The sequence below is a fragment of the Pseudomonas brassicacearum genome, assembly GCF_003732265.1.
Lineage (GTDB): Bacteria > Pseudomonadota > Gammaproteobacteria > Pseudomonadales > Pseudomonadaceae > Aquipseudomonas > Aquipseudomonas brassicacearum_D.
Genome location: NZ_MOBK01000006.1, coordinates 664,537 through 691,136, shown reverse-complemented (window position 1 = coordinate 691,136; position 26,600 = coordinate 664,537). Strand labels below are relative to the sequence as shown.

The 26,600-nt window shown below is 60.6% G+C and carries 30 protein-coding genes; 13 read left to right on the top strand and 17 right to left on the bottom strand.

The features are described from left to right. Positions 1-14: 14 nt before the first annotated feature. Both BK660_RS16010 and BK660_RS16005 read right to left on the bottom strand, forming a co-directional pair. Complete coding sequence (locus tag BK660_RS16010; RefSeq protein WP_123434079.1) at positions 15-473, bottom strand: REP-associated tyrosine transposase; 459 nt, start codon at positions 471-473, stop codon at positions 15-17. Positions 474-671: 198 nt separating this feature from the next. Continuing rightward, entirely contained in the window at positions 672-1,112 is a 441-nt protein-coding gene (locus BK660_RS16005; protein WP_123434078.1) for a GlcG/HbpS family heme-binding protein, read from the bottom strand. 267 nt (positions 1,113-1,379) lie between these two features. Between BK660_RS16005 and gcl the strand changes: the two genes are divergently transcribed. The 8 genes from gcl to BK660_RS15955 all read left to right on the top strand — a co-directional run bounded on the left by gcl (position 1,380) and on the right by BK660_RS15955 (position 10,903). Then, complete coding sequence (gene gcl / locus BK660_RS16000) at positions 1,380-3,155, top strand: glyoxylate carboligase (protein WP_123434077.1); 1,776 nt, start codon at positions 1,380-1,382, stop codon at positions 3,153-3,155. 48 nt (positions 3,156-3,203) lie between these two features. Next, on the top strand, positions 3,204-3,986 hold the full coding sequence (gene hyi, locus BK660_RS15995) for a hydroxypyruvate isomerase (protein WP_123434076.1): 783 nt from the start codon (positions 3,204-3,206) through the stop codon (positions 3,984-3,986). A 150-nt stretch (positions 3,987-4,136) separates the two neighbouring features. Beyond that, a complete protein-coding gene (locus tag BK660_RS15985; RefSeq protein ID WP_123434074.1) occupies positions 4,137-5,030 on the top strand; it encodes a 2-hydroxy-3-oxopropionate reductase in 894 nt (297 codons plus the stop codon). 150 nt (positions 5,031-5,180) lie between these two features. After that, positions 5,181-6,461: a glycerate kinase type-2 family protein gene (locus BK660_RS15980; protein ID WP_123434073.1), complete on the top strand. Its 1,281-nt coding sequence runs from the start codon at positions 5,181-5,183 to the stop codon at positions 6,459-6,461. After that, complete coding sequence (pyk, locus tag BK660_RS15975) at positions 6,451-7,866, top strand: pyruvate kinase (RefSeq protein ID WP_123434072.1); 1,416 nt, start codon at positions 6,451-6,453, stop codon at positions 7,864-7,866. The genes BK660_RS15980 and pyk overlap by 11 nt, the downstream gene beginning before the upstream one ends. A gap of 184 nt (positions 7,867-8,050) precedes the next feature. Continuing rightward, positions 8,051-8,965, top strand: coding sequence for an urea transporter (locus BK660_RS15965; protein ID WP_123434071.1), 915 nt, complete (start codon positions 8,051-8,053; stop codon positions 8,963-8,965). Between the two features lie 21 nt (positions 8,966-8,986). Then, on the top strand, positions 8,987-9,811 hold the full coding sequence (locus tag BK660_RS15960) for an ion transporter (protein WP_123434070.1): 825 nt from the start codon (positions 8,987-8,989) through the stop codon (positions 9,809-9,811). A 93-nt stretch (positions 9,812-9,904) separates the two neighbouring features. Beyond that, complete coding sequence (locus tag BK660_RS15955) at positions 9,905-10,903, top strand: sulfate ABC transporter substrate-binding protein (RefSeq protein ID WP_123434069.1); 999 nt, start codon at positions 9,905-9,907, stop codon at positions 10,901-10,903. A gap of 193 nt (positions 10,904-11,096) precedes the next feature. Here the strand turns inward: BK660_RS15955 and BK660_RS15945 are convergent, their stop codons facing one another. After that, positions 11,097-11,726 carry a DUF5666 domain-containing protein gene (locus tag BK660_RS15945; protein ID WP_185045097.1) on the bottom strand — a complete coding sequence of 210 codons (630 nt, stop codon included), beginning with the start codon at positions 11,724-11,726 and terminating at the stop codon, positions 11,097-11,099. A gap of 237 nt (positions 11,727-11,963) precedes the next feature. Between BK660_RS15945 and BK660_RS15940 the strand changes: the two genes are divergently transcribed. Continuing rightward, positions 11,964-13,169 carry an MFS transporter gene (locus BK660_RS15940; RefSeq protein WP_123434068.1) on the top strand — a complete coding sequence of 402 codons (1,206 nt, stop codon included), beginning with the start codon at positions 11,964-11,966 and terminating at the stop codon, positions 13,167-13,169. 66 nt (positions 13,170-13,235) lie between these two features. Here the strand turns inward: BK660_RS15940 and BK660_RS15935 are convergent, their stop codons facing one another. Together BK660_RS15935 and BK660_RS15930 are read right to left on the bottom strand one after the other, a co-directional pair. Next, positions 13,236-13,640, bottom strand: coding sequence for a type II toxin-antitoxin system HicB family antitoxin (locus BK660_RS15935; RefSeq protein ID WP_123434067.1), 405 nt, complete (start codon positions 13,638-13,640; stop codon positions 13,236-13,238). After that, positions 13,640-13,852, bottom strand: a complete 213-nt coding sequence (locus tag BK660_RS15930; RefSeq protein ID WP_123434617.1) for a type II toxin-antitoxin system HicA family toxin — start codon at positions 13,850-13,852, stop codon at positions 13,640-13,642. The genes BK660_RS15935 and BK660_RS15930 overlap by 1 nt, the downstream gene beginning before the upstream one ends. Before the next feature lie 280 nt (positions 13,853-14,132). On the opposite strand from BK660_RS15930, the gene BK660_RS15920 reads away from it, so the two are divergent. Together BK660_RS15920 and BK660_RS15915 are read left to right on the top strand one after the other, a co-directional pair. Continuing rightward, positions 14,133-14,852, top strand: coding sequence for an SDR family oxidoreductase (locus BK660_RS15920; RefSeq protein ID WP_123434066.1), 720 nt, complete (start codon positions 14,133-14,135; stop codon positions 14,850-14,852). A 146-nt stretch (positions 14,853-14,998) separates the two neighbouring features. Further along, the gene (locus BK660_RS15915; RefSeq protein ID WP_123434065.1) at positions 14,999-15,886 is read left to right on the top strand and encodes a LysR family transcriptional regulator; all 888 of its coding nucleotides are present in this window, start codon (positions 14,999-15,001) and stop codon (positions 15,884-15,886) included. Between the two features lie 47 nt (positions 15,887-15,933). Here the strand turns inward: BK660_RS15915 and BK660_RS15910 are convergent, their stop codons facing one another. The 10 genes from BK660_RS15910 to ccmA form a co-directional block, all read right to left on the bottom strand. Beyond that, a complete protein-coding gene (locus BK660_RS15910; RefSeq protein WP_123434064.1) occupies positions 15,934-16,338 on the bottom strand; it encodes a hypothetical protein in 405 nt (134 codons plus the stop codon). A 15-nt stretch (positions 16,339-16,353) separates the two neighbouring features. Continuing rightward, positions 16,354-17,556: a c-type cytochrome biogenesis protein CcmI gene (gene ccmI, locus BK660_RS15905; protein ID WP_123434063.1), complete on the bottom strand. Its 1,203-nt coding sequence runs from the start codon at positions 17,554-17,556 to the stop codon at positions 16,354-16,356. Then, complete coding sequence (locus BK660_RS15900; protein ID WP_123434062.1) at positions 17,553-18,023, bottom strand: cytochrome c-type biogenesis protein; 471 nt, start codon at positions 18,021-18,023, stop codon at positions 17,553-17,555. Before BK660_RS15900 ends, ccmI begins: the two co-directional genes overlap by 4 nt. Beyond that, positions 18,020-18,556 (bottom strand): DsbE family thiol:disulfide interchange protein, encoded by a 537-nt coding sequence (locus BK660_RS15895; RefSeq protein ID WP_123434061.1) that lies wholly within the window; start codon positions 18,554-18,556, stop codon positions 18,020-18,022. The genes BK660_RS15900 and BK660_RS15895 overlap by 4 nt, the downstream gene beginning before the upstream one ends. After that, entirely contained in the window at positions 18,553-20,541 is a 1,989-nt protein-coding gene (locus BK660_RS15890; protein ID WP_123434060.1) for a heme lyase CcmF/NrfE family subunit, read from the bottom strand. The genes BK660_RS15895 and BK660_RS15890 overlap by 4 nt, the downstream gene beginning before the upstream one ends. Before the next feature lie 3 nt (positions 20,542-20,544). Then, positions 20,545-21,000 (bottom strand): cytochrome c maturation protein CcmE, encoded by a 456-nt coding sequence (gene ccmE / locus BK660_RS15885; protein WP_123434059.1) that lies wholly within the window; start codon positions 20,998-21,000, stop codon positions 20,545-20,547. Further along, entirely contained in the window at positions 20,997-21,173 is a 177-nt protein-coding gene (ccmD, locus tag BK660_RS15880; protein ID WP_008145547.1) for a heme exporter protein CcmD, read from the bottom strand. Before ccmD ends, ccmE begins: the two co-directional genes overlap by 4 nt. Continuing rightward, positions 21,170-21,925, bottom strand: coding sequence for a heme ABC transporter permease (locus BK660_RS15875; RefSeq protein WP_123434058.1), 756 nt, complete (start codon positions 21,923-21,925; stop codon positions 21,170-21,172). Before BK660_RS15875 ends, ccmD begins: the two co-directional genes overlap by 4 nt. 72 nt (positions 21,926-21,997) lie before the next feature. Further along, the gene (ccmB, locus tag BK660_RS15870; RefSeq protein ID WP_007946758.1) at positions 21,998-22,666 is read right to left on the bottom strand and encodes a heme exporter protein CcmB; all 669 of its coding nucleotides are present in this window, start codon (positions 22,664-22,666) and stop codon (positions 21,998-22,000) included. Continuing rightward, positions 22,663-23,298 (bottom strand): cytochrome c biogenesis heme-transporting ATPase CcmA, encoded by a 636-nt coding sequence (gene ccmA / locus BK660_RS15865; RefSeq protein WP_123434057.1) that lies wholly within the window; start codon positions 23,296-23,298, stop codon positions 22,663-22,665. The genes ccmB and ccmA overlap by 4 nt, the downstream gene beginning before the upstream one ends. 197 nt (positions 23,299-23,495) lie before the next feature. Here ccmA and fliK point away from each other — a divergent pair, with 197 nt between their 5' ends. Together fliK and BK660_RS15855 are read left to right on the top strand one after the other, a co-directional pair. Further along, entirely contained in the window at positions 23,496-25,106 is a 1,611-nt protein-coding gene (fliK, locus tag BK660_RS15860; RefSeq protein WP_123434056.1) for a flagellar hook-length control protein FliK, read from the top strand. After that, complete coding sequence (locus BK660_RS15855) at positions 25,103-25,432, top strand: EscU/YscU/HrcU family type III secretion system export apparatus switch protein (RefSeq protein ID WP_123434055.1); 330 nt, start codon at positions 25,103-25,105, stop codon at positions 25,430-25,432. Before fliK ends, BK660_RS15855 begins: the two co-directional genes overlap by 4 nt. Before the next feature lie 266 nt (positions 25,433-25,698). Here BK660_RS15855 and BK660_RS15850 read toward each other — a convergent pair whose 3' ends face one another. Then, positions 25,699-26,091, bottom strand: coding sequence for a DUF2802 domain-containing protein (locus BK660_RS15850; protein WP_027922379.1), 393 nt, complete (start codon positions 26,089-26,091; stop codon positions 25,699-25,701). Beyond that, on the bottom strand, positions 26,092-26,577 hold the full coding sequence (locus tag BK660_RS15845; protein WP_007946765.1) for a chemotaxis protein CheW: 486 nt from the start codon (positions 26,575-26,577) through the stop codon (positions 26,092-26,094). Positions 26,578-26,600 lie beyond the last annotated feature (23 nt).

The window sequence follows — 26,600 nt, the reverse complement described above, 5'->3', positions numbered from 1 at the left end:
GACCCGGTTTTTGATCAAACCCAGACAGCATCCCATAGCGGATAGTCGCCAAGCCGCTCGACCAATCCGGCCCGCAATGGGTTGGCCACCACATACCGGGCAACTTTTACCAAATCTTCCTCTCGACGCAGCGCTCGATCATGAAAACCTCGCTGCCAAAGACTGGTTCTATGGCCGGTGGACAGACTCACTGCCTTCGTACTCAACGACTTGGTCCTTTGCATCAGCCCGCCCATCGACCCCTCCCGCAACTCAATCAACCAGTGAAAGTGATCGGGCATGACAACCCAGGCAAGTGAATGCGCCAGTCCAAGATCCTGTGCATTTCGAAATTGATCGACGACCCGCCTGCCCAAGGTGAAATCCTTGAAAACCGGGGTCCTGTGAAGTGTGTTGGCGGTTAACAGATAGACTCGATTGGCTTCGGCATAGCGCCCGATGCGCAAGCGATTCGAGGCGGGTAGATCAGGCATTCCTTTGCCCCTTGCATGATTAATTCATGAAGAAGGCTAGACCTGATATTCCCCAAGGGCGGGCCAGACATTTAGCTGGATGTGTCTGGTAGACCGCCATCGCCAGCAGGCTGGCTCCCACAGTTGATCTCTGCCACTCAGATAATCCCCCGTGGGAGCCAGCTTGCTCGCGAAAGCGGTGTATCAGTCACCCACTAATCAAGCCGTAACCCCAGCATCCGCCGTCAACCCCAACGCCTCGATCGCAGTGATCGCGCACTGCTCATCCACATCCGATAAATCCCCGCTGATCCCCACCGCTCCCAGCACATTGCCGGCCTGATCCCGAATCAGCACACCGCCCGGTGCCGGCACCACGCTGCCCTGCCCCAGGCTATTTAGGGCGGCGATAAACGCCGGACGCTGTTGCGCGTCCAGCGCCAGCAGGCGTGAGCCTTTGCCCAGGGCGATTGCGCCCCAGGCTTTGCCGATGGCGACCTGCGGGCGTAGCAGGCTGGCGCCGTCTTCGCGTTGCAGGGTGATCAGGTGACCGCCGGCGTCCAGTACCGCGATGGTCAAGGGTGCTGCCGAGATTGCACGCCCTGCAGAGATGGCCTGGTTGATCAGGTTGACTGCAACTTTCAAGGTTAAAGCGCTCATGGTGCCGTCCTCATTTTGTTTTTCGGAAAGGCGTTGGGCTGCGCCGCTGTGCCGCAGGCCGATGCAGCAAATAGAACACAATGAATTATTTTTTTGTATACAATAATTCTCGAAAAGCGCCACATGCGACGAAAAGCCACACTAGATGAGGCTTTCGACGAATGAAACGGTCGCTTGAGAAAATGGATTGACCTGCGCCGTCCGCCGTGAATACACTCTGCGCAAAGCCACTTGTATACAATTACAAAACGTAAGAGGCACAAAACCATGAGCAAAATGAGAGCAATCGAAGCCGCCGTTCTGGTGATGCGCCGTGAAGGGGTTGATACCGCTTTTGGCATCCCGGGCGCCGCGATCAACCCGCTGTACTCCGCCTTGCAGAAGGTCGGTGGCATCGATCACGTCCTCGCTCGCCACGTTGAAGGCGCCTCGCACATGGCCGAGGGTTACACCCGCACCAAGGCCGGCAACATCGGCGTGTGCATCGGTACTTCCGGCCCTGCCGGTACGGACATGGTCACCGGGCTCTACAGCGCCTCGGCCGACTCGATCCCGATTCTCTGCATTACCGGCCAGGCCCCCCGCGCCCGTATGCACAAGGAAGACTTCCAGGCCGTCGACATCACCGCCATCGTCAAGCCAGTGACCAAGTGGGCAACCACCGTCATGGAACCGGGCCAGGTGCCTTACGCGTTCCAGAAAGCCTTCTACGAAATGCGCTCCGGCCGTCCAGGCCCGGTGCTGATCGACCTGCCGTTCGACGTGCAGATGGCGGAAATCGAATTCGACATCGACGCTTACCAACCGCTGCCGCTGGCCAAGCCCACCGCTAACCGCGTGCAAATCGAGAAGGCCCTGGCCATGCTCGATCAGGCTGAGCGTCCATTGCTGGTGGCCGGCGGCGGCATCATCAATGCCGACGCCAGCGACCTGCTGGTCGAGTTCGCCGAGCTGACCGGCATCCCCGTCATCCCGACTCTGATGGGCTGGGGCACCATTCCGGACGATCACCCGTTGATGGTCGGCATGGTCGGCCTGCAAACCTCGCACCGCTACGGCAACGCGACGATGCTCAAATCCGACGTGGTGTTGGGCGTGGGTAACCGTTGGGCCAACCGCCACACCGGCTCGATCGACGTCTACACCGAAGGCCGCAAGTTCATTCACGTCGACATCGAACCGACCCAGATCGGCCGCGTGTTCAACCCGGACCTGGGCATCGTCTCCGACGCCGCTGCCGCGTTGACCGTGTTCATCGAAGTCGCTCGTGAATGGCAAGCCGCCGGCAAGCTGAAAAACCGCAGCGCCTGGTTGCAAGACTGCCAGCAGCGTAAAGCCAGCCTGCAGCGCAAGACGCACTTCGACAACGTGCCGGTCAAGCCGCAGCGCGTGTACGAAGAGATGAACCAGGTGTTCGGCAAAGACACCTGCTACGTCAGCACCATCGGACTGTCGCAGATTGCCGGTGCGCAGTTCCTGCACGTCTACAAGCCGCGTCACTGGATCAACTGCGGCCAGGCCGGCCCGCTGGGCTGGACCATTCCGGCGGCACTGGGTGTGGTCAAGGCAGATCCGACGCGCAAGGTCGTGGCACTGTCGGGCGACTATGATTTCCAGTTCATGATCGAAGAATTGGCGGTGGGCGCGCAGTTCAAGCTGCCGTACATCCACGTTGTGGTAAACAATTCGTACCTGGGGCTGATTCGTCAGGCTCAGCGCGGTTTCGACATGGACTACTGCGTGCAGCTGTCCTTCGATAACCTGAACGCTCCGGAGCTCAACGGTTACGGTGTCGATCACGTCGCGGTCGCCGAAGGCCTCGGCTGCAAGGCACTGCGTGTGTTTGAACCGGGTCAGATCCAGCCTGCCCTGCGCAAGGCTCAGGAACTGATCGAAGAGTTCAAGGTGCCGGTGATCGTCGAGATTATCCTGGAGCGCGTGACCAACATTTCCATGGGCACCGAGATCAACGCCGTCAACGAATTCGAAGACCTGGCGCTGGTCGGCAACGACGCACCGACGGCGATTTCGTTGCTTGATTAACTGCTGATCGCTCCCACAGGGGACCTCACCTATTTACGGGAGACCACCATGCCGCGTTTCGCAGCCAACCTGTCCATGCTGTTTACTGAGCAGGATTTTCTTGCCCGTTTTGAAGCGGCCGCCAAGGCCGGCTTCAGTGGTGTCGAGTACCTGTTCCCTTACGACTTCAGCTCCGCCGAGATCAAGGCCAAGCTCGATGCCAACGGTCTGACCCAGGTGCTGTTCAACCTGCCGGCCGGTGACTGGGCCAAGGGCGAACGCGGTATCGCGTGCCTGCCGGACCGTGTCGAAGAATTTCGCGCCGGTGTCGATCTGGCGATCGCTTATGCGCAAGTGCTGGGCAACACCCAGGTCAACTGCCTGGCCGGTATTCGTCCACAAGGCGTCGACGATGCCACCGTGGAAAAAACCTTCGTCGCCAACCTCAAGTACGCCGCCGACAAGCTGCAAGCGGCGGGTATCAAACTGGTGATGGAAGCGATCAACACCCGCGACATCCCGGGCTTCTACCTGAACAACACGGCGCAGGCCCTGTCGATCCGCGAACAAGTGGGCAGCGCCAACCTGTTCCTGCAATACGACATCTACCACATGCAAATCATGGAGGGCGACCTGGCCCGCACCCTGCAATCGCACCTTGTCGAGATCAACCACGTGCAGCTGGCCGACAACCCAGGGCGTAACGAACCGGGCACCGGTGAAATCAACTACCGCTTCCTGTTCGAACACCTGGACCGCATCGGTTATCAGGGTTGGGTTGGCTGTGAATACAAGCCGCTGACCACGACCGAAGCGGGCCTGGGCTGGTTGAAAACCCACAACGCGATCTGACACAGATCCCCTGTAGGAGTGAGCCTGCTCGCGATGAAATCACCTTGGTACACCTGATGTACCGCAGCGCCTGAATCGCGAGCAGGCTCACTCCTACAAAAAGCTATGCACCCATTTGCTTGAGCAAGACAAAAACAAGAGGATTTTCTCATGGCTAAAATCGGATTTATCGGCACAGGCATCATGGGCCACCCAATGGCGTTGAACCTGCAGAAAGCCGGTCACAGCCTGTTCCTGTCGGCGCACCACGACGCCGCACCTGCTGACCTGATTGCCGCCGGCGCCGTCGCCCTGGCCAACCCGAAAGAAGTCGCGCAAGAAGCCGAATTCATCATCGTCATGGTGCCCGACACCCCACAGGTAGACGACGTGCTGTTCCGCGCCGACGGCGTTGCCGCCGGTGTGGGCAAAGGCAAAATCGTCATCGACATGAGCTCGATCTCGCCGACCGCCACCAAAGCCTTCGCGGCCAAGGTCAACGAAAAAGGCGCGCAATACCTCGATGCGCCAGTATCTGGCGGTGAAGTCGGCGCCAAAGCTGCAAGCCTGAGCATCATGGTCGGTGGCGATGCCGATGCCTTCGAACGCGCACTGCCGCTGTTCCAGGCGATGGGCAAGAACATCACCCTGGTCGGTGGTAACGGCGACGGTCAAACCGCGAAAGTGGCGAACCAGATCATCGTCGCGCTGAACATCCAGGCCGTGGCCGAAGCCCTGCTGTTCGCCTCGAAAAACGGCGCCGATCCCGCCAAGGTTCGTGAAGCACTGATGGGTGGTTTCGCTTCGTCGAAGATCCTCGAAGTACACGGCGAGCGCATGATCAAGGGCACTTTCGATCCGGGCTTCCGCATCAGCCTGCACCAGAAGGACCTGAACCTGGCCCTGCAAGGAGCCAAGGAGCTGAACATCAACCTGCCGAACACCGCCAACACCCAGCAAGTGTTCAGCACCTGCGCGGCCATCGGTGGCAGCAACTGGGACCACTCGGCGCTGATCAAGGGCTTGGAACACATGGCGAATTTCTCGATTCGCGATAAGAAGTAAGTCCTGCCTGACCTGTGGGAGCCAGCCTGCTGGCGATGAAATCGACGCGGTGTGTCTGATAGACCTCAGCGCCTGAATCGCCAGCAGGCTGGCTCCCACAAGGATCCGGGTTGCTCCACCCTCCAATAACAAGAATTCCGGGAGCCCGCCATGTCGGTCGATCCGCAACAATTCCTGCGCGAGCTGTTCGCCACAGCCATCGACGCCGCCCATCCGCAGCAAGTCCTCGAAGCCCATTTACCCAAAGATCGCAGCGGTCGGGTAATCGTTATCGGCGCCGGCAAAGCCGCGGCCGCCATGGCGCAAGTGGTCGAGCGTTGCTGGCAGGGTGAAGTCTCCGGCCTGGTGGTGACGCGTTACGGTCACGGCGCCCCGTGCGAAAAAATCGAAGTGGTCGAAGCCGCGCATCCAGTACCGGACGCTGCCGGCCAGGCCGTCGCCAAACGGGTCTTTGAACTGGTCAGCAACCTGACCGAAGACGACCGCGTGATCTTCCTGCTCTCGGGTGGCGGCTCTGCCCTGCTGGCATTGCCGGCGGTTGGCATCACCCTCGCCGACAAGCAATCGATCAACAAAGCCCTGCTCAAATCCGGCGCGACCATCGGCGAGATGAACTGCGTGCGCAAGCACCTCTCGGCGATCAAGGGCGGCCGTCTCGGCAAAGCCTGCTGGCCGGCCACTGTGTATACCTATGCGATTTCCGATGTGCCGGGCGACCTCGCCACGGTCATCGCTTCCGGCCCGACCGTGGCCGACCCAAGCACCTCCGCTGAAGCGCTGGCGATCCTCAAGCGCTACGGCATCGACGTCCCTGCCTCCGTGCGCAACTGGCTGCAAAGCCCGGAATCGGAGACGGTCAAACCCGGTGATCCGAGCCTGGCGCGCAGTCATTTCCAGTTGATCGCCCGTCCACAGCAGTCGCTTGAAGCCGCCGCCGTGAAAGCGCGACAGGCCGGTTTCAGCCCGCTGATCCTCGGTGATCTGGAAGGCGAATCCCGTGAAGTGGCCAAGGTCCACGCCGGCATCGCCCGTCAGGTCGTGCTGCACAGTCAGCCGCTGGCAGCGCCCTGCGTAATTCTGTCGGGCGGTGAAACCACCGTGACCGTGCGTGGCAATGGCCGTGGCGGGCGCAACGCCGAGTTCCTGCTGAGCCTGACCGACAGCCTCAAAGGCCTGCCCGGCGTCTACGCCCTGGCCGGTGACACCGATGGCATCGACGGCTCCGAAGACAACGCCGGCGCGATCATGACCCCGGACAGCTATGCCCGTGCCGCCGCCCTCGGTTTGAGCGCCAGCGACGAACTCGACAACAACAATGGCTACGGCTATTTCGAGGCGCTGGACGCACTGATCGTCACCGAGCCGACCCGCACCAACGTCAACGACTTCCGCGCCATTTTGATTCTCGAGAGCCCTAAACATGACGCCTGACAAGAAGGTTAAAATCCTCGCCACCCTCGGCCCAGCTATCGACGGGATCGACGACATCCGCGAACTGGTGCAAGCCGGGGTCAACATTTTCCGCCTGAACTTCAGTCACGGTGACCACGCCGACCACGCTCAGCGCTATCAGTGGATTCGTGAAGTCGAGCGCCAGCTGAATTACCCGCTGGGCATTCTGATGGACCTGCAAGGCCCGAAACTGCGGGTCGGCAAGTTCGCCGAAGGCAAGGTGCAACTGCATCGCGGTCAGGCCTTGCGCCTGGACCTGGACCCGACGCCGGGCGACGAGCGCCGCGTTAACCTGCCTCACCCGGAAATCATCGCCGCGCTCGAGCCAGGCATGGACCTGCTGCTGGACGACGGCAAGTTGCGTCTGCGCGTGGTGACCAAGTACTCCGATGCCATCGACACCACGGTGCTCAACGGCGGTGAACTGTCGGATCGCAAAGGCGTGAACGTGCCGCAAGCGGTGCTGGAACTGAGCCCGCTGACCGCCAAGGATCGCCGTGATTTGAGCTTCGGTCTGGAGTTGGGTGTGGACTGGGTCGCGTTGTCGTTTGTGCAGCGTCCGGAAGACATTCGCGAAGCCCGCGAACTGATCGGCGACAAAGCGTTTTTGATGGCCAAGATCGAGAAGCCCTCGGCGGTGACTCAGCTGCGGGAAATCGCTGAGCTGAGCGACGCGATCATGGTCGCTCGCGGTGATCTGGGTGTGGAAGTACCAGCCGAAAGCGTGCCGCAGATTCAGAAAAACATCATCACCCTCTGCCGTGAGCTCGGCAAACCGGTGGTGGTGGCGACGCAGATGCTCGAGTCGATGCGCTTCTCCCCGGCCCCGACCCGCGCCGAGGTCACCGACGTGGCCAACGCCGTGGCTGAAGGGGCGGATGCGGTGATGCTGTCGGCGGAAACCGCCTCGGGCGAATACCCGCTGGAAGCGGTGCAGATGATGAGCAAGATCATCCGCCAGGTGGAAAACGGCCCGGACTATCAGGCGCAACTGGACGTGAGCCGGCCGAAAGCCGAGGCCACGGTATCCGACGCGATCAGCTGTGCGATTCGTCGGATCAGCAATGTGCTGCCGGTGGCGGTGCTGGTGAACTACAGCGAGTCCGGCACCTCGAGTTTGCGCGCGGCGCGGGAACGGCCGACGGTGCCGATCCTCAACCTGACGCCGAACCTGCAGACCGCTCGCCGCCTGACCGTGGCGTGGGGTGTGCACTCGGTGGTCAATGATCGGCTGCGGCAGGTGGATGAGGTGTGTTCGACGGCGCTGGAGATTGCCCAGGCCCAGGGCATGGCTCAGCGCGGCGACACGTTATTGATCACTGCGGGTGTGCCGTTTGGGCAGCCGGGGTCGACTAACTCATTGCGCATCGAAACCCTGATTTAACACACCACTTGTGGCGAGGGAGCTTGCTCCCGCTCGGCTGCGTAGCAGTCGTCGCTTTGGCATGACGGATTCCAAAGAGAAAACGCATTCGCCGATTTAGGACCGCTTCGCGGCCCAGCGGGAGCAAGCTCCCTCGCCACAGGGTTCAGCAAGACCTTGTTTTTTAAACTGCCCAGACTCCTTCATGCCTGCCAATCACTTCAACACCCACTGCCCCGACTGGGCAACTGCCCTGCTCAACGGTTTCAGTCAGATCTTCCTCCAGCGAAATCCGCTGTGCGGCCTGCTGTGCCTGTTGGCGATTCTGTTTACCGCGCCCACCCTGCTCGGCGGTGCACTGCTGGGCGGTGTCGCCGGGTTGCTCACCGCGCAACGTCGCAACTACGCCAAGGAGGATCGTCAGGCGGGATTGTTCAGCTACAACGGCGTCTTGCTCGGCTTGCTGCTGAGCCTCTACTTCCCCTGGTCCGCCATGCTGCCGCTGATGATCATTGCCTGCGGTGGCCTGAGCGCGATGCTGACTCAACAGTGGCTCAAACGCTCCCGGGTCAGCCAGTACCTGCCCGCCTACACCGCGCCCTTCGTGGGATTGGGCTGGTTGCTGCTGTGCTTCGCCACGCCGTCGACCCAGGCGCACTTGATCGAAATCAACACCCTGAACATGCTCGCCGCCCCCTTCAAAGGCCTCGGCCAGGTGATGTTTCTCGGTCATCCGCTGGCCGGCGCGTTGATTGCCGCCGGATTGCTGGTCGCTGACCGTCGCGCCTTCTGCTGGGCGGTGTTGGCGTCTGTCGCGGGCATGGGCTGGAGTCTGCTCAACCATGACTTCTACACCGCCCTGCTCGGCCTCGGTGGTTATAACGCCGTGCTCGCCGCCCTCGCCTTCAGTTCGCAGCGCCAGCACCCGTGGCTGCCACCGCTCGCTATTGCACTCGCGCTGCTGCTGACACCCGTGTTTGCCGCTATGGGTCTGCCCACACTGACCGCGCCGTTCATCCTCGGTTGCTGGCTGATCCGTACGATTGTTCAAGTGCTCGGTAAAGCCACGCGGACCACTGCGCCTTGCGCTCCTGGGGAGAATCAACCTAGGCTGCGCTGATCATTGGTTCAGGCGGTATCCATGGACAGCAGCAAAAACTGGCGTGAAGAGCTTTACGTCATGGTTTTCCAGAGCGACACCAAGGCAGGACGGCGCTTCGACGGCATCCTGCTGTTGATCATCCTCGCCAGCATCGTCATCGTCATGCTCGACAGCATCGACGCGGTTCACCAGAACTACGCCGATCTGCTGGCGAATATCGAGTGGGGCTTCACTTTCGTTTTCGCCGTCGAATACATCCTGCGGTTGTATTGCTCACCGAAGCCGTTGCGCTACGCGTTCAGCTTCTATGGGCTGGTGGATTTGCTGGCCATCGTGCCCGGCATCCTCGCGCTGTATTACGCCGATGCGCAGTACCTGCTGATCATCCGGATCATTCGGATGCTGCGGATTTTCCGCGTGCTCAAGCTCAGCCCGTACCTCAAGCAAGCCAACTACCTGATGTCGGCGCTGCGCGGCAGCAAGCAGAAAATCGTGGTATTTCTGGTCAGCGTCTGCACATTGGTGACGGTGTTCGGCACCTTGATGTACGTGATCGAGGGGCCGGAACACGGCTTCACCAGCATCCCCAAAGGCATCTACTGGGCGATCGTCACGCTGACCACCGTGGGCTTCGGCGACATCGTGCCGAAGACACCGTTGGGCCAGGTGATTTCGTCGCTGGTGATGATCACCGGTTACTCGATCATCGCTGTACCCACCGGGATTTTCACCGCCGAACTGGCCAACGCGATGCGTGGCGAACAGTTGCAACACGATTGCCCGGTGTGCAAGAAAAACAGCCACGAACACGGCGCGGCATTCTGCTCGCGATGCGGTAACGCGCTGTTTAAGAAACTGGAATAAGCAAAGAGCTTTTTAATCTTTAAAGGCCTATGCGAGCCCGGCTATAGTCGCTGGCAAATTGCCTCACTTTTAAATTAGAACAAGGACTGCGCAGTGAAAAAACTCTTTGGCGCCTCACTTCTGGCCGCTGGCCTGGCATTGACCAGCATGGCTCAGGCCGCACCGACCCTGCTTAACGTTTCCTACGACGTGATGCGCGATTTCTACAAGGACTACAACGCTGCCTTCCAGAAACACTGGCAAGCCGAGCACAACGAAAACATCACCCTACAGATGTCCTTTGGCGGCTCCAGCAAACAGGCACGTTCGGTGATCGACGGTCTGCCGGCTGACGTCATCACCATGAACATGGCGACCGACATCAACGCCCTGGCAGACAACGGCAAACTGGTCCCCGAGAACTGGGTCACGCGCCTGCCGGACAACAGCGCGCCATTCACTTCCGCCACGGTATTTATCGTCCGCAAAGGCAACCCGAAAGCCCTGAAAGACTGGCCGGATCTGCTCAAGGATGGCGTTCAGGTGATCGTGCCGAACCCGAAAACCTCGGGCAATGGTCGCTACACCTACCTGTCGGCCTGGGGTTATGTGCTGAAGAATGGCGGTGACGAGAACAAGGCCAAAGAGTTCGTTGGCAAGCTGTTCAAACAAGCCCCGGTACTGGACACCGGCGGCCGTGCAGCCACCACTACCTTCATGACCAACCAGATCGGCGACGTGCTGGTGACCTTCGAAAACGAAGCGGAAATGATTGCCCGCGAGTTTGGTCGCGACCAGTTTGAAGTGATCTACCCGAGCGTTTCCGCCGAAGCCGAGCCGCCAGTGTCGGTGGTCGACAAAGTGGTCGACAAGAAAGGCACTCGCGCGGCGGCCGAGGAATACCTGAAGTACCTGTGGTCGCCGGAAGGTCAGGAGATTGCAGCAGCGAACTACCTGCGTCCGCGTGATCCGGCGGTATTGGCCAAGTACACCGACCGTTTCCCGAAAGTGGACTTCCTGTCGGTGGAGAAGACCTTCGGTGACTGGCGCACGGTGCAGAAGACCCACTTCAATGATGGCGGGATCTTTGATCAGATTTACACCGGTCAGTAATTCCTGAGTTCAATGAAAAAGGCGACCTGAGCAGGTCGCCTTTTTTGTGCCCGAACACAAAACCCAAGTTCACCGAAAATCCCCTGTGGGAGCGGGCTTGCTCGCGAAGAGGCCGTGTCAGTCGACATCATTGCTGAATGACACACCGCTTTCGCGAGCAAGCCCGCTCCTACAGAGGGTTTGCGCCAAGCTGTTACATCGGTGGTGTCACGCCATCCTTGCTCGCCGAGATCGATTGCGCCGTCAACGTACCATCCGCACTCTGCGTCACAAACGTCACGATCTTCACCCCCACCTTCAGCAAACTGCGATCCCCCGGCATCAGGTTCACAATCGGCACGTCCATCGGCACCAGGATCTTCTGCTGCCCGCCCTTGTAGTTGACCGTCAACACCCGGCCATTGCTGACCACCAGATCGCCGACGCTGCCATTGGTCATGCTGCTGCCCTTGACCAGGTCAAACGGCCGGTGCCCGTCGCCACTGCCGGCCAGCTCCGGTGGGAAGACGTGGACTTCCAGTGCCTTGAGGGTGCCATCGTCTTGAGGAATCGCCGCGGAGCCGATGTAGCTGCCGGGTTTGATGTCTTCGATGTTGGCCAGGGTGACGGCGCGGATCTTGGTGTCGCTGGTCAGGTTGATGACCACGTTCTCCCCGCTGTTGGCGTGGACTTTCAACGCGTCGGGGCTGACCCCGGTGATCTCGCCGCGAACACCGATGCGCAAGCCCGGCGCGTCGGCGGCCTGGACCAGGCCAGTAGTAAACAAGGTCATCAGTGTCAGGGCTGAAGCGCCGCGAATCAGGTGGCGAATCATCGCATTCATGGCAGTGCCTTCCGGTTATGAAACGTGAGAGAGAACATAAGCACGCTATCGAACAGGATGTAAGTGAATGTATCATCGGACCTCACATTTTTTGGATGCAAGGTGCATCGGCAAACAGCACATGGCCGGCGCCACTCATTCCGCAATGGAATGATTACTATCACTTCAACCTCTCTTCCGCCGTTTGGGCTTGCCGCTTAGCCTGCGCGCATTCCCTTTTGTCCAGCGAGACCCGTTATGAAACCGACGACCCAGGCGCCCCACGGTGCCGCGACAATGACCAAAGGCATGGTGCTGCTCTTCGCCTTCTGCTGCGGCGCCATCGTGGCCAATATTTACTATGCCCAGCCGATCATTGGCCTGATCGCGCCGGACATCGGCCTGACCAGCACCATGGCCAGCTTCATCGTTTCGCTCACGCAGATTGGCTATGCGCTGGGGTTGTTCTTCCTGGTGCCGCTGGGCGATCTGCTGGAAAACCGTCGCTTGATGATCATCACCACCGTGGTGGCGATTGCCAGTTTGCTGGGCGCTGCGTTCACCGATCAGCCCAATGTGTTTTTGCTGATCTCGTTGTTGGTGGGCTTCAGTTCGGTGTCGGTGCAGATCCTGATTCCACTGGCCGCGCATCTTGCACCGGAAGAATCTCGCGGCCGTGTGGTCGGCGGGATCATGGGCGGTTTGCTGCTGGGCATTCTGTTGGCACGACCAGTGTCCAGCGTGGTGGCTGACCACTTTGGCTGGCGTGCGATGTTCATGATAGCGGCAGCGTTGATGGCGGCGATCAGCATCGTGCTCGCGCTGACCATTCCCAAGCGCCAGCCGGATCACAGTGCGTCTTACGGGCAGTTGCTGGGTTCGCTGTGGACGCTGCTGCGCCAACAACCGGTCTTGCGTCAGCGCGCGTTTTATCAGGGTTGCATGTTCGCCACGTTCAGCCTGTTCTGGACCGCCGTACCGCTGGAACTCGCCCGCAATCATGGCCTGTCGCAAACCCAGATCGCGATCTTCGCCCTGGTCGGTGCCATCGGCGCCATCGCCGCCCCCATCGCCGGTCGCCTGGCCGATGCCGGCCACACCCGCATCGCCTCCTTGCTCGCCCTGATATTCGCCAGCCTGAGCTTTCTGCCGGCGTTCATCCATCCGGTGTACAGCGTCATCGGCCTGGCCGTGACCGGCGTGGTGCTCGACTTCTGCGTTCAGATGAACATGGTCCTCGGCCAACGCGCGGTCTACGCCCTCGACGCCAAAAGCCGCAGCCGCCTGAATGCGCTGTACATGACCAGCATCTTCATCGGCGGTGCATTCGGTTCCTCGGTGGCCAGCGCGGTGTATGAACACGGCGGCTGGTTGTGGATCGTGATTGTGGGGAGTGCGTTTCCACTGTTTGCGTTGCTGCGGTTTTTGAGTGCTTCGCAGAAGGCTTCGTTGGCGACGGCTTAAGCAGTCTAAAAGTCTTGCGGGCAAGCTCTAGAGTCGAGCTTGCCCGCCAGATGCATCTCAAATCACTCAGTGTCGAACCAACTTCTCCATTGCCGCATCTGCCAGAAAAGAAGAGCGGCTTTTCACATTGTGCTCACGCACATATCGATCAATGCGCTGAATCACATAGCCAGGTAGAGTCACGTTGACCTTCTCGGTTTTGCCCATGTACGGCGAAATGTCCAGCTCGAGCATTCCCCAGCCCATATCGGCGAAGTCAGGATTCCCACGGTGAGTAGCCGCAGAGGTAGGCATGGGTATCGACTCCCCGTCTGCTGCAATCTCCTGAAGCAGGATGTGCGCAATCTCGACTGCCGCATTGTAGGCATCTTCAAACGTATCCCCGGCCGTTGCGGCGCCTGGAATATCGGGGATCTGAATACCGATGGCGGTGTTCTCGTCGCCCCACTCGATACAGATTGGATATTGCATTATGGATCTCCTGAGTAACTGGCTCCCGGGCAGTACAGCCCGGCGCGCCTCCTGATGCTCTTGACCGTCCCGACCGGCAAATCCTTTTTCGGATGAGGGACGGGAATCGTGTAAGGGTTGTATCGATGTTTAAAGAGGTGGTGGCTTCCGGTAATCCGATCCAGAACCCATCCGGCTTCCTCCAATTCCTTGATCAATAGCCTGCTCTGCACCAATAGCCTACTTGCTCAGGCTCAAACAAAAGTAACCCTAGAGTCATCTTTACTCAAGCACAAAAATCCGGATCGCGACGCTCGGTGGTTTTGCAGGGTGTGATTGCGAGCCACGCTATTCCCCACATGAATGAATATTTTCACTGAGCGTGATTCGTTACGCCGAGGTCAACCCGGATTACACTCAGCGTCCTGAGCCTGAAGCGATGCTGGATGCGATTCGCGGCTGACCCTTCACTGCCGCCCGCCAAGGCGGCAGGTACTTTTCAAGGAGTGTGAAATGACCCGTCGTACTTTTCTCATCACTGGCGCCAGCAAAGGCATTGGCCGCGCGGTGGCCGAGCATCTGGATCGCGCCGGGCACCGGGTGGTCGGGATTGCTCGAACCCCTGACCTGACGTTCCCCGGCATTCTGTTTCCGCTGGATTTGAGCGACCGGGCACTGACTCAGGAGGTTCTGGCGGATCTGGCCAGGACCTACGAGTTTGATGGGCTGGTGAACAACGTCGGCCTGGTCCGCCCGCAAGTGCTGGGCGAGATCGATCTGGATACGTTCGACGATGTGATGCGGGTCAACCTCCATTCGGCGTTGCAGGCCACCCAGGCACTGCTGCCGAACATGCGCGCCAAGGGTTGGGGTCGGGTGGTGAATATTTCCAGTTTGACCGTGCTGGGGATCACCCAACGCACCGCGTACGCGGCGGCCAAAGCGGCGCTGATCAGCTTCACGCGATCGTGGGCGCTGGAGTTGGCGAAAACCGGTGTGACAGTGAACGCCGTGGCGCCGGGGCCGACTGAAACAGAATTGTTCCGTACCAATAATCCGCCGGGCAGTGAGGGTGAAGCGCGGTATCTGGCAGGCGTGCCGATGGGGCGGTTGGGGCAGCCGCAAGAGATTGCGGCGGCGATTGCGTTTTTGCTGTCCGAGCAGAGCGGGTTTATCACCGGGCAAACGCTGTTTGTCGACGGCGGCTCGTCTATCGGCAAAGCCGCGTTCTAACCAACAACACAAAACCCTGTGGGAGCGAGCCTGCTCGCGATGACGGACTATCCCTCACATCCATGTTGGATGTGCCGCCGTCATCGCGAGCAGGCTCGCTCCCACAAGGGATCTACTGAAAGCATCAGACTGAGCAAGGACTTCAGATGGACCGTTTGGCCGCAATGGAAACCTTCGTCTACGTCGTGGAGACCGGTTCGTTTTCCGCCGCTGCCCGGCGCCTGAATATCGGCCAGCCCGCCGTGTCGAAAGCCATTGCGCAACTCGAATCACGCCTGGCCGTTCGGCTGCTGTTGCGCTCGACCCGAGGCCTGACGCCTACCGAGGCTGGCCTGGCGTTTTTCGAACGCGCCAAGCGTGCCATCGAAGAGTCCGATGAGGCCGACAACGCCGCGCGAGGTGCCGCCAGCGGGCTGACCGGCAACCTGCGCATTTGCGCCGCCGTGACCTTCGGCCGAATACATATCGTGCCGCACCTCGGGCCGTTCCTCGATCAGAACCCGGACCTGAACATCGACCTGCTGCTCGACGACCGCAACCTCAATCTGGTCGAAGAAGGCGTCGACATCGCCCTGCGGATGGGCGCCCTGAGCGACTCCGGCCTCACCGCCCGCAAGATCGCCGAATGCCGACGTGTCGTCCTCGGCACGCCGGCCTACTTCGAAAAACACGTCGAACCCACCTGCCCGGCTGACCTGTGCAAACACCAGGCGGTGGTCTACGCATTGGGCGGCGGCGCCAACTGGCAATTTCGCAACGCGAACGAAGAACAGTCCGTGATCATCAACGGCCGCATTCGCGTCAGCGCCGCCGAAGGTTTGCGTGAAGCGGTCCTCGCCCACCTCGGGCTGACCATGGCCTCCGAATGGATGTTTGCACCGGAGCTGACCAGTGGTGCCGTCAGGGAAGTGATGACGGATTGGACCCTGCCGAATCAGGATTTGTGGGCAGTGTTTCCTACCGGAAGAATGGCCAGCGCGAAGGCTCGGGCGTTTGTGGCGTATGTGCAGGGGTTGTTGGTGAAAGGGTCCTGAGCACGACTCAGAAAACAAAACGGCGATCCTCAGATCGCCGTTTTCATTTACTGCCCGAATTGCCGTCCCAACCCGCCCGGCACGCCATGAATGTCCGTGTCTTCCCACGGCCCGTCGGGGCTGACCGAACGACTCCAGCCGTTGTTCCAGCGGTAGTAGGTGCGCTGGCGGTAGAAGGTGTTGGTCTGATCATCCAGCACATAGACGCCAAGCTTGGCATCCCAATGGCTGTTGCCACCCGGTGGCGGTGCGAAGCTGGCGGAGGTGCGCGGCATCGGTTTGGCCGGCTTGGCGGGGATGCCCGGTTTACTCGGCGAAGGTGATGTCGACGGTGTAGGTTTTGGCTGCGAGGGCGGAATCGGCTGCGGCGACTCGCGCTCCGGCGGCTGGACCGCACATGCACTTAACCCCAAAACCAGACTGAGCAGGGTGATACGAGCAATAGCGGTCATGTTGGCGTTTTCCTGTTATTTGTCCGGGCTGTCGATGGTCAGTGTCTGCGTCGCGGTGGTGCTGCTGGCCAGAGGCTGGCTGCGACCGACCCATTCACCGGCAGTCGGCTGGCCGGCACGGGAGACGCGCGCAACCAGTTGGACTTCAGGGAAGTTCGACAGTTTCAACTGCGGCATCATTGCGTCGGCATCACCGAGTTCGACGGTCACCGGCAAGTCGGCCACGGTCAGGCGTTTGGCGGCCAGCGGTGCGGGCGGACCTGAGGTAGCGCGGGCGAAGATGAAGACGCTGTCACCCGGCTGGACCTTGGCTTTGAGCGCTGGCGCCAAGTCTACGGTGACTTTCAGCAACGCTGCAGCCTTCGCCGCAGGGGCCTGGGCAACCTTGCCGCCGCTGGCTTCAAGCTTCTCGGTGGCCCGGGTGATTCCGCCTTGCAGTGCAGCGCGGGAGCTGTCCTCGGGCGGCAATTGCGCCAACAGACGGTTCCAATAGTCGATAGCGTCCTGGTAACGCTGCGCTTCGAAAGCCGCGATGCCCAGCAAGCCAAGGCTGGTGACTTCTTTCGGATCGGCCTTCAGCGCTTCATCAGTCAGCGCCTGAATCTTGTCCGACCACTTCTTGCCATCGGCAAAGTATTGGGCCTGCGCCCATTGGCCGAGCAGTTCCGGTTGACGACCGGCCAGGTTCACCGTGCGTTCGAAGATCTTCGCCGCATCGCCCGGGCGGTCCTGGGCCATGTACGTACGACCGAGGAAATACAGGCCTTCAGCCGATTCCGGCTGCGCGGCAACGGCGCGTTCCAGGCGACGGGTCATCTCTTCCATCGACTGTGGCGCCTGGGAAAACTCGCGGGTCAGTTCGACTTTGTCGCTGGCGCCGAAATGCAAGTACAAGCCAAGACCGAGCACCGGAACCAGAACCGCCGCCAGCAATGGCAACGGCTTGCCCAGGCGACCCACGCGAGGCGCCGCAACGCCTTCGGTATCGGCGAGCAGCTCACGGGCCGCTTCAGCACGGCCGGCGTTCATTTGCCCGGCGTCGAGCACGCCCTCTTCCTGCTGAGTCTGCAACTCAGCCACGCGCTCTTGGTACAGCGCAACGTTCAGGGCGGTACGATCCTCTTCAAGTTGAGCGCGACGACCGCGCAAAACCGGGATCAACAGAAAACTCAGGGCAACCAGAAGTAGCAGACCTGCAGCGAGCCAGAAATCAATCATTCTTGGTTTTTATCCAACAGGTGGTCGAGGCGCTCACGCTCCTCGGCAGAAAGCGCGTCCGGGGTGTCGGCGCGTTGCACGCGACGACGGCGGACGATCACGGCGATGATCACGAAACCGCCCAGCAACAGCCCGGCCGGGCCGAACCAGAGCAAAGCAGTCTTGGCGTTGAGAGCCGGTTTGTAGCGGACGAAGTCACCGTAGCGCTCGACCATGAAGTCGATGATCTGCTGGTTGTCCTTGCCCTCGCCGAGCATGCGGAAAATCTCTTTGCGCAGGTCGGCGGCAATCGGTGCATTGGAATCGGCGATGTCCTGATTCTGGCACTTGGGGCAACGCAGTTCTTTGGTCAGCTCGCGAAAACGCTCGCGATCACCTTCTTTGGCGAATTCGTAGGTATCGATGGCCGCATGCGCCACGCCGGCCATGCTCAAGCCCAGTACCGCCGCCGCTATCCAGCGCTTCATGGCTTGACCTCATCAACCAGCGCCTGATACTTGGCGGCCAGTTTTTCACGCCAGACCTGCTCGTCGATCACGCCGACGAACTTGTCGCGGATGATGCCCTTGGCGTCGATGAAAAAGGTTTCCGGCGCGCCATACACACCGAGGTTCAGGCCCAGGGTGCCGGCGTCGTCACGGATGTCCAGTTGATACGGGTTGTGGAATTCCACCAGCCACTTCAAGGCGTCGGCGTTGACGTCCTTGTAATTGATGCCGTAGATCACCACGCCCTGCTGGGCCAGTTTGTTCAGCACCGGGTGTTCGACCCGGCAGGAAATGCACCAGGTGCCCCAGACGTTGACCAGTGCCGGTTTACCAACGATGTCGGCCTTGGTCAGGGTCTTGTCGCCCTGCACGCTCGGCAGGGAAAACTCCGGGAACGGCTTGTTGATCATCGCCGAAGGCAACTCGGCCGGGTCGAGGTACAACCCGCGATACAGGAAAACAGCCACCACCAGAAAAATAATCAGTGGCAACAGCATCAACCAACGTCTCATGCAGTGGCTCCCGTCATGCCCAGCGCTTCACGCACCCGGCTTTTCACCTTGACCCGATAACGCCGATCCAGCGCCGCCAGCAACCCGCCGAAGCCAGTCAGCAGACCGCCGAACCAGATCCAGCGCACGAACGGTTTGACGTGAACGCGCACAGCCCAGGCGCCATCACCCAGCGGTTCGCCAAGGGCGACGTAGAGGTCACGGGTGAAACCGGCGTCGATCCCGGCTTCGGTCATCACCGAATTCTGCACGGTGTACAGGCGTTTTTCCGGGTGCAGCACGCTGACTTCCTTGCCATCGCGGATCACCCGAACGGTGCCCTTGTCGGAGGTGAAGTTCGGCCCTTCGAAGTGCTTGGCGCCGTCGAAGATGAAGTGATACCCGGCCAGGTCCATGGACTCGCCCGGCGCCAGGCGCAAGTCGCGCTCGGCACTGTTCTGGCTCGACAACACGACGCCAAGCGCGCACACGGCGATGCCGAGGTGAGCGATCTGCATGCCCCAATAGCTGCGGGTCAGGGTCGGCAGGCCTTTGATCAGGCCTTTATGGCGAGTCTTGTCGAGGATATCCCGGACACCGGCGAGCAGTACCCAGGCCGCGAGCATGAACGTCGCGATCACTGCCCAATTGAAATCACCGTAAGCGACGCCGGCCACAACCGCCAGCGCAGCGCTGCCGAGCAATACCGGGGTCAGCATGCTCATCAGCCATTTGACCGGGGTGTCTTTCCAGCGCACCAGCATCCCGACTGCCATCACCACCATCAGCAACGCCATCAACGGAATGAACAGCGCGTTGAAGTACGGCGGGCCGACGGACAGTTTGGCGCCGGTCATCGCATCGAGAATCAGCGGGTACAGGGTGCCGAGCAGAATCATCGAAGCCGCCACCACCAGCACCAGGTTATTCCCCAGCAGCAAGGTTTCCCGGGACCAGAGGTTGAAGCCGACCTGGCTCTTGACCACCGGTGCGCGCAGGGCGAACAGCGTCAGCGAACCGCCGACCACAAACAGCAGGAAAATCAGGATGAACACACCGCGCTCAGGGTCGGACGCAAACGCGTGAACCGAGGTCAGCACGCCCGAACGCACAAGGAACGTACCGAGCAAGCTCAGCGAGAACGCGGCGATGGCCAGCAGCACGGTCCAGCTCTTGAACACACCACGTTTTTCCGTGACGGCCAACGAGTGAATCAGTGCCGTACCGACCAGCCAAGGCATGAAGGAGGCGTTTTCCACCGGGTCCCAGAACCACCAGCCGCCCCAGCCGAGTTCGTAATAAGCCCACCACGAACCGAGGGTGATGCCGATACCGAGGAAGGCCCAGGCGACGATGGTCCACGGACGCGACCAGCGTGCCCACGCCGCATCAAGGCGACCGCCCATCAGCGCGGCGATGGCAAAGGCGAAGGCCACGGAGAAACCGACATAACCCATGTACAGCATCGGCGGGTGAACGATCAGGCCAATGTCTTGCAACAACGGATTGAGGTCGGCGCCATCGCTGGGCACTTGCGGCAAGATGCGTTTGAACGGGTTGGACGTGAGGATCAGGAACAGCAGGAAACCGGTGCTGATCATGCCCATCACCGCCAGCACGCGGGCCAGCATGTCCCGCGGTAACTGCCGGGAGAACACCGACACCGCGAAGGTCCAGCCACCGAGAATCAATGCCCACAACAGCAATGACCCTTCGTGCGCGCCCCACACGGCGCTGAATTTGTAGTACCACGGCAAGGCACTGTTGGAGTTGCTGGCGACGTAGGCGACCGAGAAGTCGTCAGCCATAAACGCGTAAGTCAGGCAACCAAAGGCGAACACCAGGAAAGTGAACTGACCCCAAGCGGCTGGCTGCGCGAGGCTCATCCACAAACGGTCACCGCGCCAGGCACCGAGCAACGGCACCACGGCCTGAACCAGCGCGAAACACAGCGCCAGGATCATGGCCAGGTGGCCAAGCTCAGGGATAAAGATTCCAGTCGTCATCAATTAACCCTCTTTGGCTTGTGTGGGCGCCGACTGGCCGCTGTCTTTCAGGGCCTTGGTCACTTCCGGCGGCATGTATTTCTCGTCGTGCTTGGCCAGCACTTCGTCGGCGACCACCACGCCGTCGGCGTTGATTTTGCCCAGGGCGACGATGCCCTGCCCTTCTCGGAACAGGTCCGGAAGAATGCCGCGATAGGCGATGGTCACGGATTTGTTGAAGTCAGTGACGACGAATTTCACGTCCAGCGAATCGCCGGAACGCTGCAGCGAACCTTTCTCGACCATGCCGCCCGCCCGAATACGCGTGTCTTGTGGCGCTTCGCCATTGGCGATCTGGGTCGGGGTGTAAAACAGATTGATGTTCTGCTGCAGGGCGCTCAGGGCCAGGCCGACGGCTGCGCCGACACCCACCAGGATCGCGAGAATGATGATAAGACGCTTTTTGCGCAGCGGATTCACTTGCCGTTCTCCCGGCGCAGACGTCGCGCCTCTTGTTGCAGATACCGCTTGCGGGCCAGGATCGGCGCCGCCACGTTGAGGGCCAGCACCGCCAGGCAGATGCCATAGGCGGACCAGACATACAGGGCATGATGGCCCATGGCGAGGAAGTCGCCGAATGAAGCAAAACTCATCGAGCGGCCTCCAGACTGTTCTTCACTTCGGCCTTGACCCAACTGGCCCGCGCTTCGCGCTTGAGCACTTCAAGGCGCATGCGCAGCAACAGGACCGCGCCGAAGAAACAGTAGAAACCCAGCACCGTCAGCAGCAATGGCAGCCACATCTCGGCGGGCATCGCCGGTTTTTCGGTGAGGGTGAAGGTCGCGCCCTGGTGCAGGGTATTCCACCACTCCACCGAGTACTTGATGATCGGGATGTTGATCACACCGACAATCGCCAACACCGCACAGGCCTTGGCGGCACTGTCACGATTGCTGATCGCATTGCCCAGCGCAATAAGACCGAAGTACAGAAACAGCAGGATCAGCATGGACGTCAGTCGCGCATCCCAGACCCACCACGAACCCCAGGTCGGTTTGCCCCAGATCGCGCCGGTGACCAGCGCCACAGCGGTCATCCAGGCCCCGATGGGCGCCGCGCATTGCAGGGCGACATCGGCCAGTTTCATCTTCCAGACCAGCCCGACAATGCCGCACACGGCCAGCATCACATAGCAGGACTGCGCCAGCATGGCGGCCGGAACGTGGATATAGATGATGCGAAAGCTGTTGCCTTGCTGGTAATCAGGCGGCGCGAAGGCCAGGCCCCAAACGACACCGATGCCGATCAGCAACAACGCCGCGACGCTCAGCCAGGGCAGCAGTTTGCCGCTGATGCCGTAAAACCATTTGGGCGAGCCGAGCTTGTGAAACCACGTCCAGTTCATACTGTTTCCATCACGGTTGCCCTTCGCTGTGAAGGGCTGGGTCTTTACTGGTTAAATTTTAACCAGACCTCATTATTCGCCGACGCTGATCTTCAGGCCAGCAGCTATTGCAAAAGGTGTCAGGGTTATCGCCAAGGCGGTCAGGCTACCAAGCCACAAGAGATAACCGGTCGCCGGCATGCCCTGCAAGGCTGCCTGCAAGGCGCCACTGCCGAGAATCAACACCGGGATGTACAACGGCAGAATCAGCAGTGCCAGCAACAGGCCACCGCGCTTCAATCCTACCGTCAAGGCTGCGCCCACCGCCCCAAGCAGACTCAGCACCGGTGTACCCAGCAATAAGGAAAGCAGCAACACCGGCAGACAAGCGGCAGGCAGACCGAGCATCAACGCCAGCAGTGGAGCGAGCAAAACCAGTGCCAGGCCAGAGAAGGCCCAGTGTGCCAGTACCTTGGCCAAAACCAGAAGAGGCAGGGGGTGCGACGAAAGGACCCACTGTTCAAGCGAGCCGTCTTCGAAATCACTGCGGAAAAGCCCGTCCAGCGAGAGCAAGACCGATAAAAGCGCAGCCACCCAGACCAGTCCCGGAGACAAGGTTTGCAACAATTGAGCCTCGGGGCCGACCGCCAGCGGGAACAGCGCCACCACGATGGCGAAGAACACCAGCGGATTGGCCAATTCTGCAGGACGGCGGAACAGCAAACGAGCCTCACGGGCGACCAACAGGCCGAAAACACTCATACGGCCCAATTCCCCAGGTCAATGTCGCGATAGCCGGCCGGCATCCGGCTCAGCGTGTGGTGCGTGGTCAACACGACCATGCCGCCCCGCTCGCAGTGCGCAACCAGGTGTTCTTCGAGTTGCGCCACACCTTGTTTATCGAGCGCGGTGAACGGTTCATCGAGAATCCACAGCGGCGGGCTGTCCAGGTACAACCGCGCCAACGCCACGCGACGATGCTGGCCGGCAGACAGGGTGTGACAGGGCACATCCTCGAAACCGCGCAGTCCGACAGCCGCCAGGGCTTGCCAGATGGCCTCATGGGACGCCGGATGATGCAGGGCGCAGAGCCAGCTGAGGTTTTCCTCGGGGGTCAGCAGTTCCTTGATGCCGGCGGCATGACCGATCCACAGCAGATTGCGCGCCAGTTCGAAACGTTGCTCATTGAGCGGCTGACCATTGAGCAGCACCTGACCGGCGGTCGGCTGCATCAGGCCGCACAGCAGGCGCAACAAGCTGGTCTTGCCACTGCCGTTGGGGCCGCTGATTTGCAACATTTCGCCACTGGCCAGTCTCAAATCGAGATTTTCGAAAAGCAGCCGAAGGTCTCGCTCACAAGCGAGGGCAACGGTTTGCAGGACTGGGCTGGTCAAGGGATCACGGGCCTTTTGCGGTTCAAGTCGGCGGCGCAGCGGCCGCTAAAGAGATGCAGCATAGATACATTGGCGGTCTGTTCTAGAGAGCTGCGTCAAACAATTGCAATGTTTTCGCCACTCCCCGAATGACGGGCGGCATTATACATGCCATGCCCTACTCTAAAGAGTGCATTTTCCTCAGGTTGTGACCGCGTATGACAGGCGAAATGAACATCCTCCCGCTACCCCAGACCACGCCCGCGACTTCGCGGCCGCTGGTGGTGAGTGGCGACCTGCTGAAGTTGCTGACGCCGATGGAGGGCCTGATCTCTGTCGGGCAGACCGCCAAGGCTGAAGTGCTGTCACTCAAGCAGACGGATCAGACCTTTCAACTGCTGCTCAAAGTCACCCTCGACAGCGGCCGCCAGACCACCGTGCAGGCCACCAGCACGCAACCGCTGCCCCAAGGCACCAGCCTGGCGATCACCCAGCCGTCGGCGAGCAACCTGGCAATCACCGTGCAACAAGCCATCGCTTCCAGCATTGCCACCCTCACCCGCATCGACACGGCGCAGCTGCCGGTCGGCACCTTGCTGCAAGGCAAAGTGCTGACCTCGCAGGTGCTGCCGCAGGTACCGGGGCAACCGACGGTGTTTCGCTCGATGGTGAGCTTGTTGAACACGGTGCTGAGCGGCAGCACCCTGAGCATCGACAGCCCGACGCCGCTGCGCATCGGCACCTTGTTGAGCGCCATGGTGCAAGACACCCAGACGCTGAAGTTCGTCCCGCTGAGCAGCCGCCAGGAACAATTGGCGGTGACCCAGCAACTGGTCAGCCAGCAAAGCCGCCAGGGCTCGCTGGATGGCTTGATCAAGGTTCTGCAAAACCTGCCGTTGCCTGCGCCGTCGGCGACGTCCTCCTCGGCGGCGTCCTCGGACCAGACCTCCAGCGACCTGCGCGTGGCTGTTGAAAAGCTCCTCGCCGGTCTGCCGGATGTGCAGCAACTGAGTACGCCGAAGGGGCTGGCTCAAGCGCTGGCCAACAGCGGCCTGTTCCTCGAAGCGAAACTGCTGACCGGACAGAACCCGACGCTGGCTCCGGACCTGAAGGGCGATTTGCTCAAGCTGATCGCGCAATTGACACCGGGGCTGCCGGCCAACACCAACCTCAATGCGCTGATCGCCGCCAACACATTGGTGCAGGCGATGCCGAGTTTCGTGCGCAGCGCCCTTGGCATGCTCGGCCAGGTCAGCGCCAAACCGCTGCCGACCAGCTTCCCGCTGCCCGAGCGCCTGCTGCAAAGCCAGGACGGCGAAGGTGATCTGGAGCACTTGCTGCGTTTGGCAGCGGCGGCGGTTTCGCGCCTGCAAAGCCACCAACTGTCGAGCCTGGAGCAAACCGGCCTGACGGACGATGGGCGGCTGGTCAGCACCTGGCAACTGGAAATTCCGATGCGCAATCTGCAGGACATCGTGCCGTTGCAGGTCAAGTTCCAGCGCGAAGAAGCCCCCGAGAAAGAACAACCGCACGAACGTCGCGACGAACGTGAACCCAAGCAACCATTGTGGCGCGTCGACCTGGCGTTCGACATGGAGCCACTAGGCCCGTTGCAGATTCAGGCGCAGTTGATCAAGGGCAGCCTGTCCAGCCAACTCTGGGCCGAACGCCCGTACACCGCGAGCCTGATCGAAAGCAACCTGGCCGGGCTGCGCGAACGCTTGCTGGCGTCGGGCCTGAACGTCGGCGATCTGGATTGCCACCTCGGCAAGCCGCCACAAGGCCCGCAAACCCGTCTCGAACAACGCTGGGTCGACGAAACCGCATGAAAAACCCCAACGCCCCACGCCAGGCCATCGCCCTCAAATACGACGGCAACCACGCCCCTACCCTCACGGCCAAGGGTGATGAAGCGCTGGCGGAAGAGATTCTGCGGATCGCCCGCGACTATGAAGTGCCCATCTACGAAAACGCCGAGCTGGTGAAGCTGCTGGCACGAATGGAGTTGGGCGAGAGTATTCCAGAAGAGTTGTACCGCACGATTGCCGAGATCATTGCGTTCGCGTGGAATCTGAAGGGCAAATTTCCGGCGGGGCATGATCCGCAGGCGGTCATGGTTGAGAAGGACATCACAGATCGCGGGGATGATTACTGAGGCCTCAAGAACGCCATCGCGGGCAAGCCCGGCTCCCACAGGGTTCAGCGGCGTTCACATATTTTGTGTGCGACCGCAATACCTGTGGGAGCGAGGCTTGCCCGCGATGAGGGCAGCATTTTCACTATCTGCGGTGACTGACACACCGCCATCGCGAGCAGGCTCGCTCCCACAGGGTTGGGCGGTGTTCACACATGTTGTGTTCAACACTGAGCCCTTGTGGGAGCGAGCCTGCTCGCGTAGCAATTTCAGCCGAGTTGCAAAAATCAGTTCTTGTGCAGCTTGCGCATCAACTCCGCCTCAGCCTGGGTCAACCCGCAGGACTGAGTGAGTTCATCCACCGTAGCGCCCATCCCGACCAGTCGCGCTGCCTGGGCAAACGACAGGCTCGACGGGTCGCGTTGTTCCAGTTGCGCCAGTTTGTCCGGCAGCGGGCCGACCACCGCGCGCAGCTCGTGCAGGTCTTCACCCATGCGCACGTTGCCGCGCTGATAGTCGTCCACGCGTTTGGCCAGGTCCTTGATGCGCTGATCCCGCAGCGCATCGCCCTGAGCCTGTTGCGCGGCGATCAATCGTTGACCGCGTATGTACGCCAGAAACATCGCCAGCGTGCCTGCCCAGAAAAGGAACAGGACAATGACCGCTACCTCAAGAATCAATCAGATGTTCTCCAGGTCCGACCATTCTTCTTCGCTCATCATCTTGTCCAGCTCGACCAGGATCAGCAGTTCGTTGTTCTTGTTGCACACGCCTTGAATGAACTTGGCGGATTCTTCGTTACCGACGTTTGGCGCAGTTTCGATTTCCGACTGACGCAGGTAAACCACTTCGGCCACGCTGTCGACCATGATCCCGACCACCTGCTTGTCGGCTTCGATGATGACGATACGGGTGTTGTCGCTGATCTCGGCATTCATCAGGCCGAAGCGCTGACGGGTGTCGATCACGGTGACCACGTTACCGCGCAGGTTGATGATGCCCAGCACGTAGGACGGGGCACCCGGGACCGGGGCGATTTCGGTGTAGCGCAGGACTTCCTGAACGCGCATCACGTTGATGCCGTAGGTTTCGTTGTCCAGCTTGAAGGTTACCCATTGCAGGATCGGATCTTCGGAACCCTTTGCAGCCGTCGCCTTATCATTCATACCCTGACCCCTCGAAAAACCGC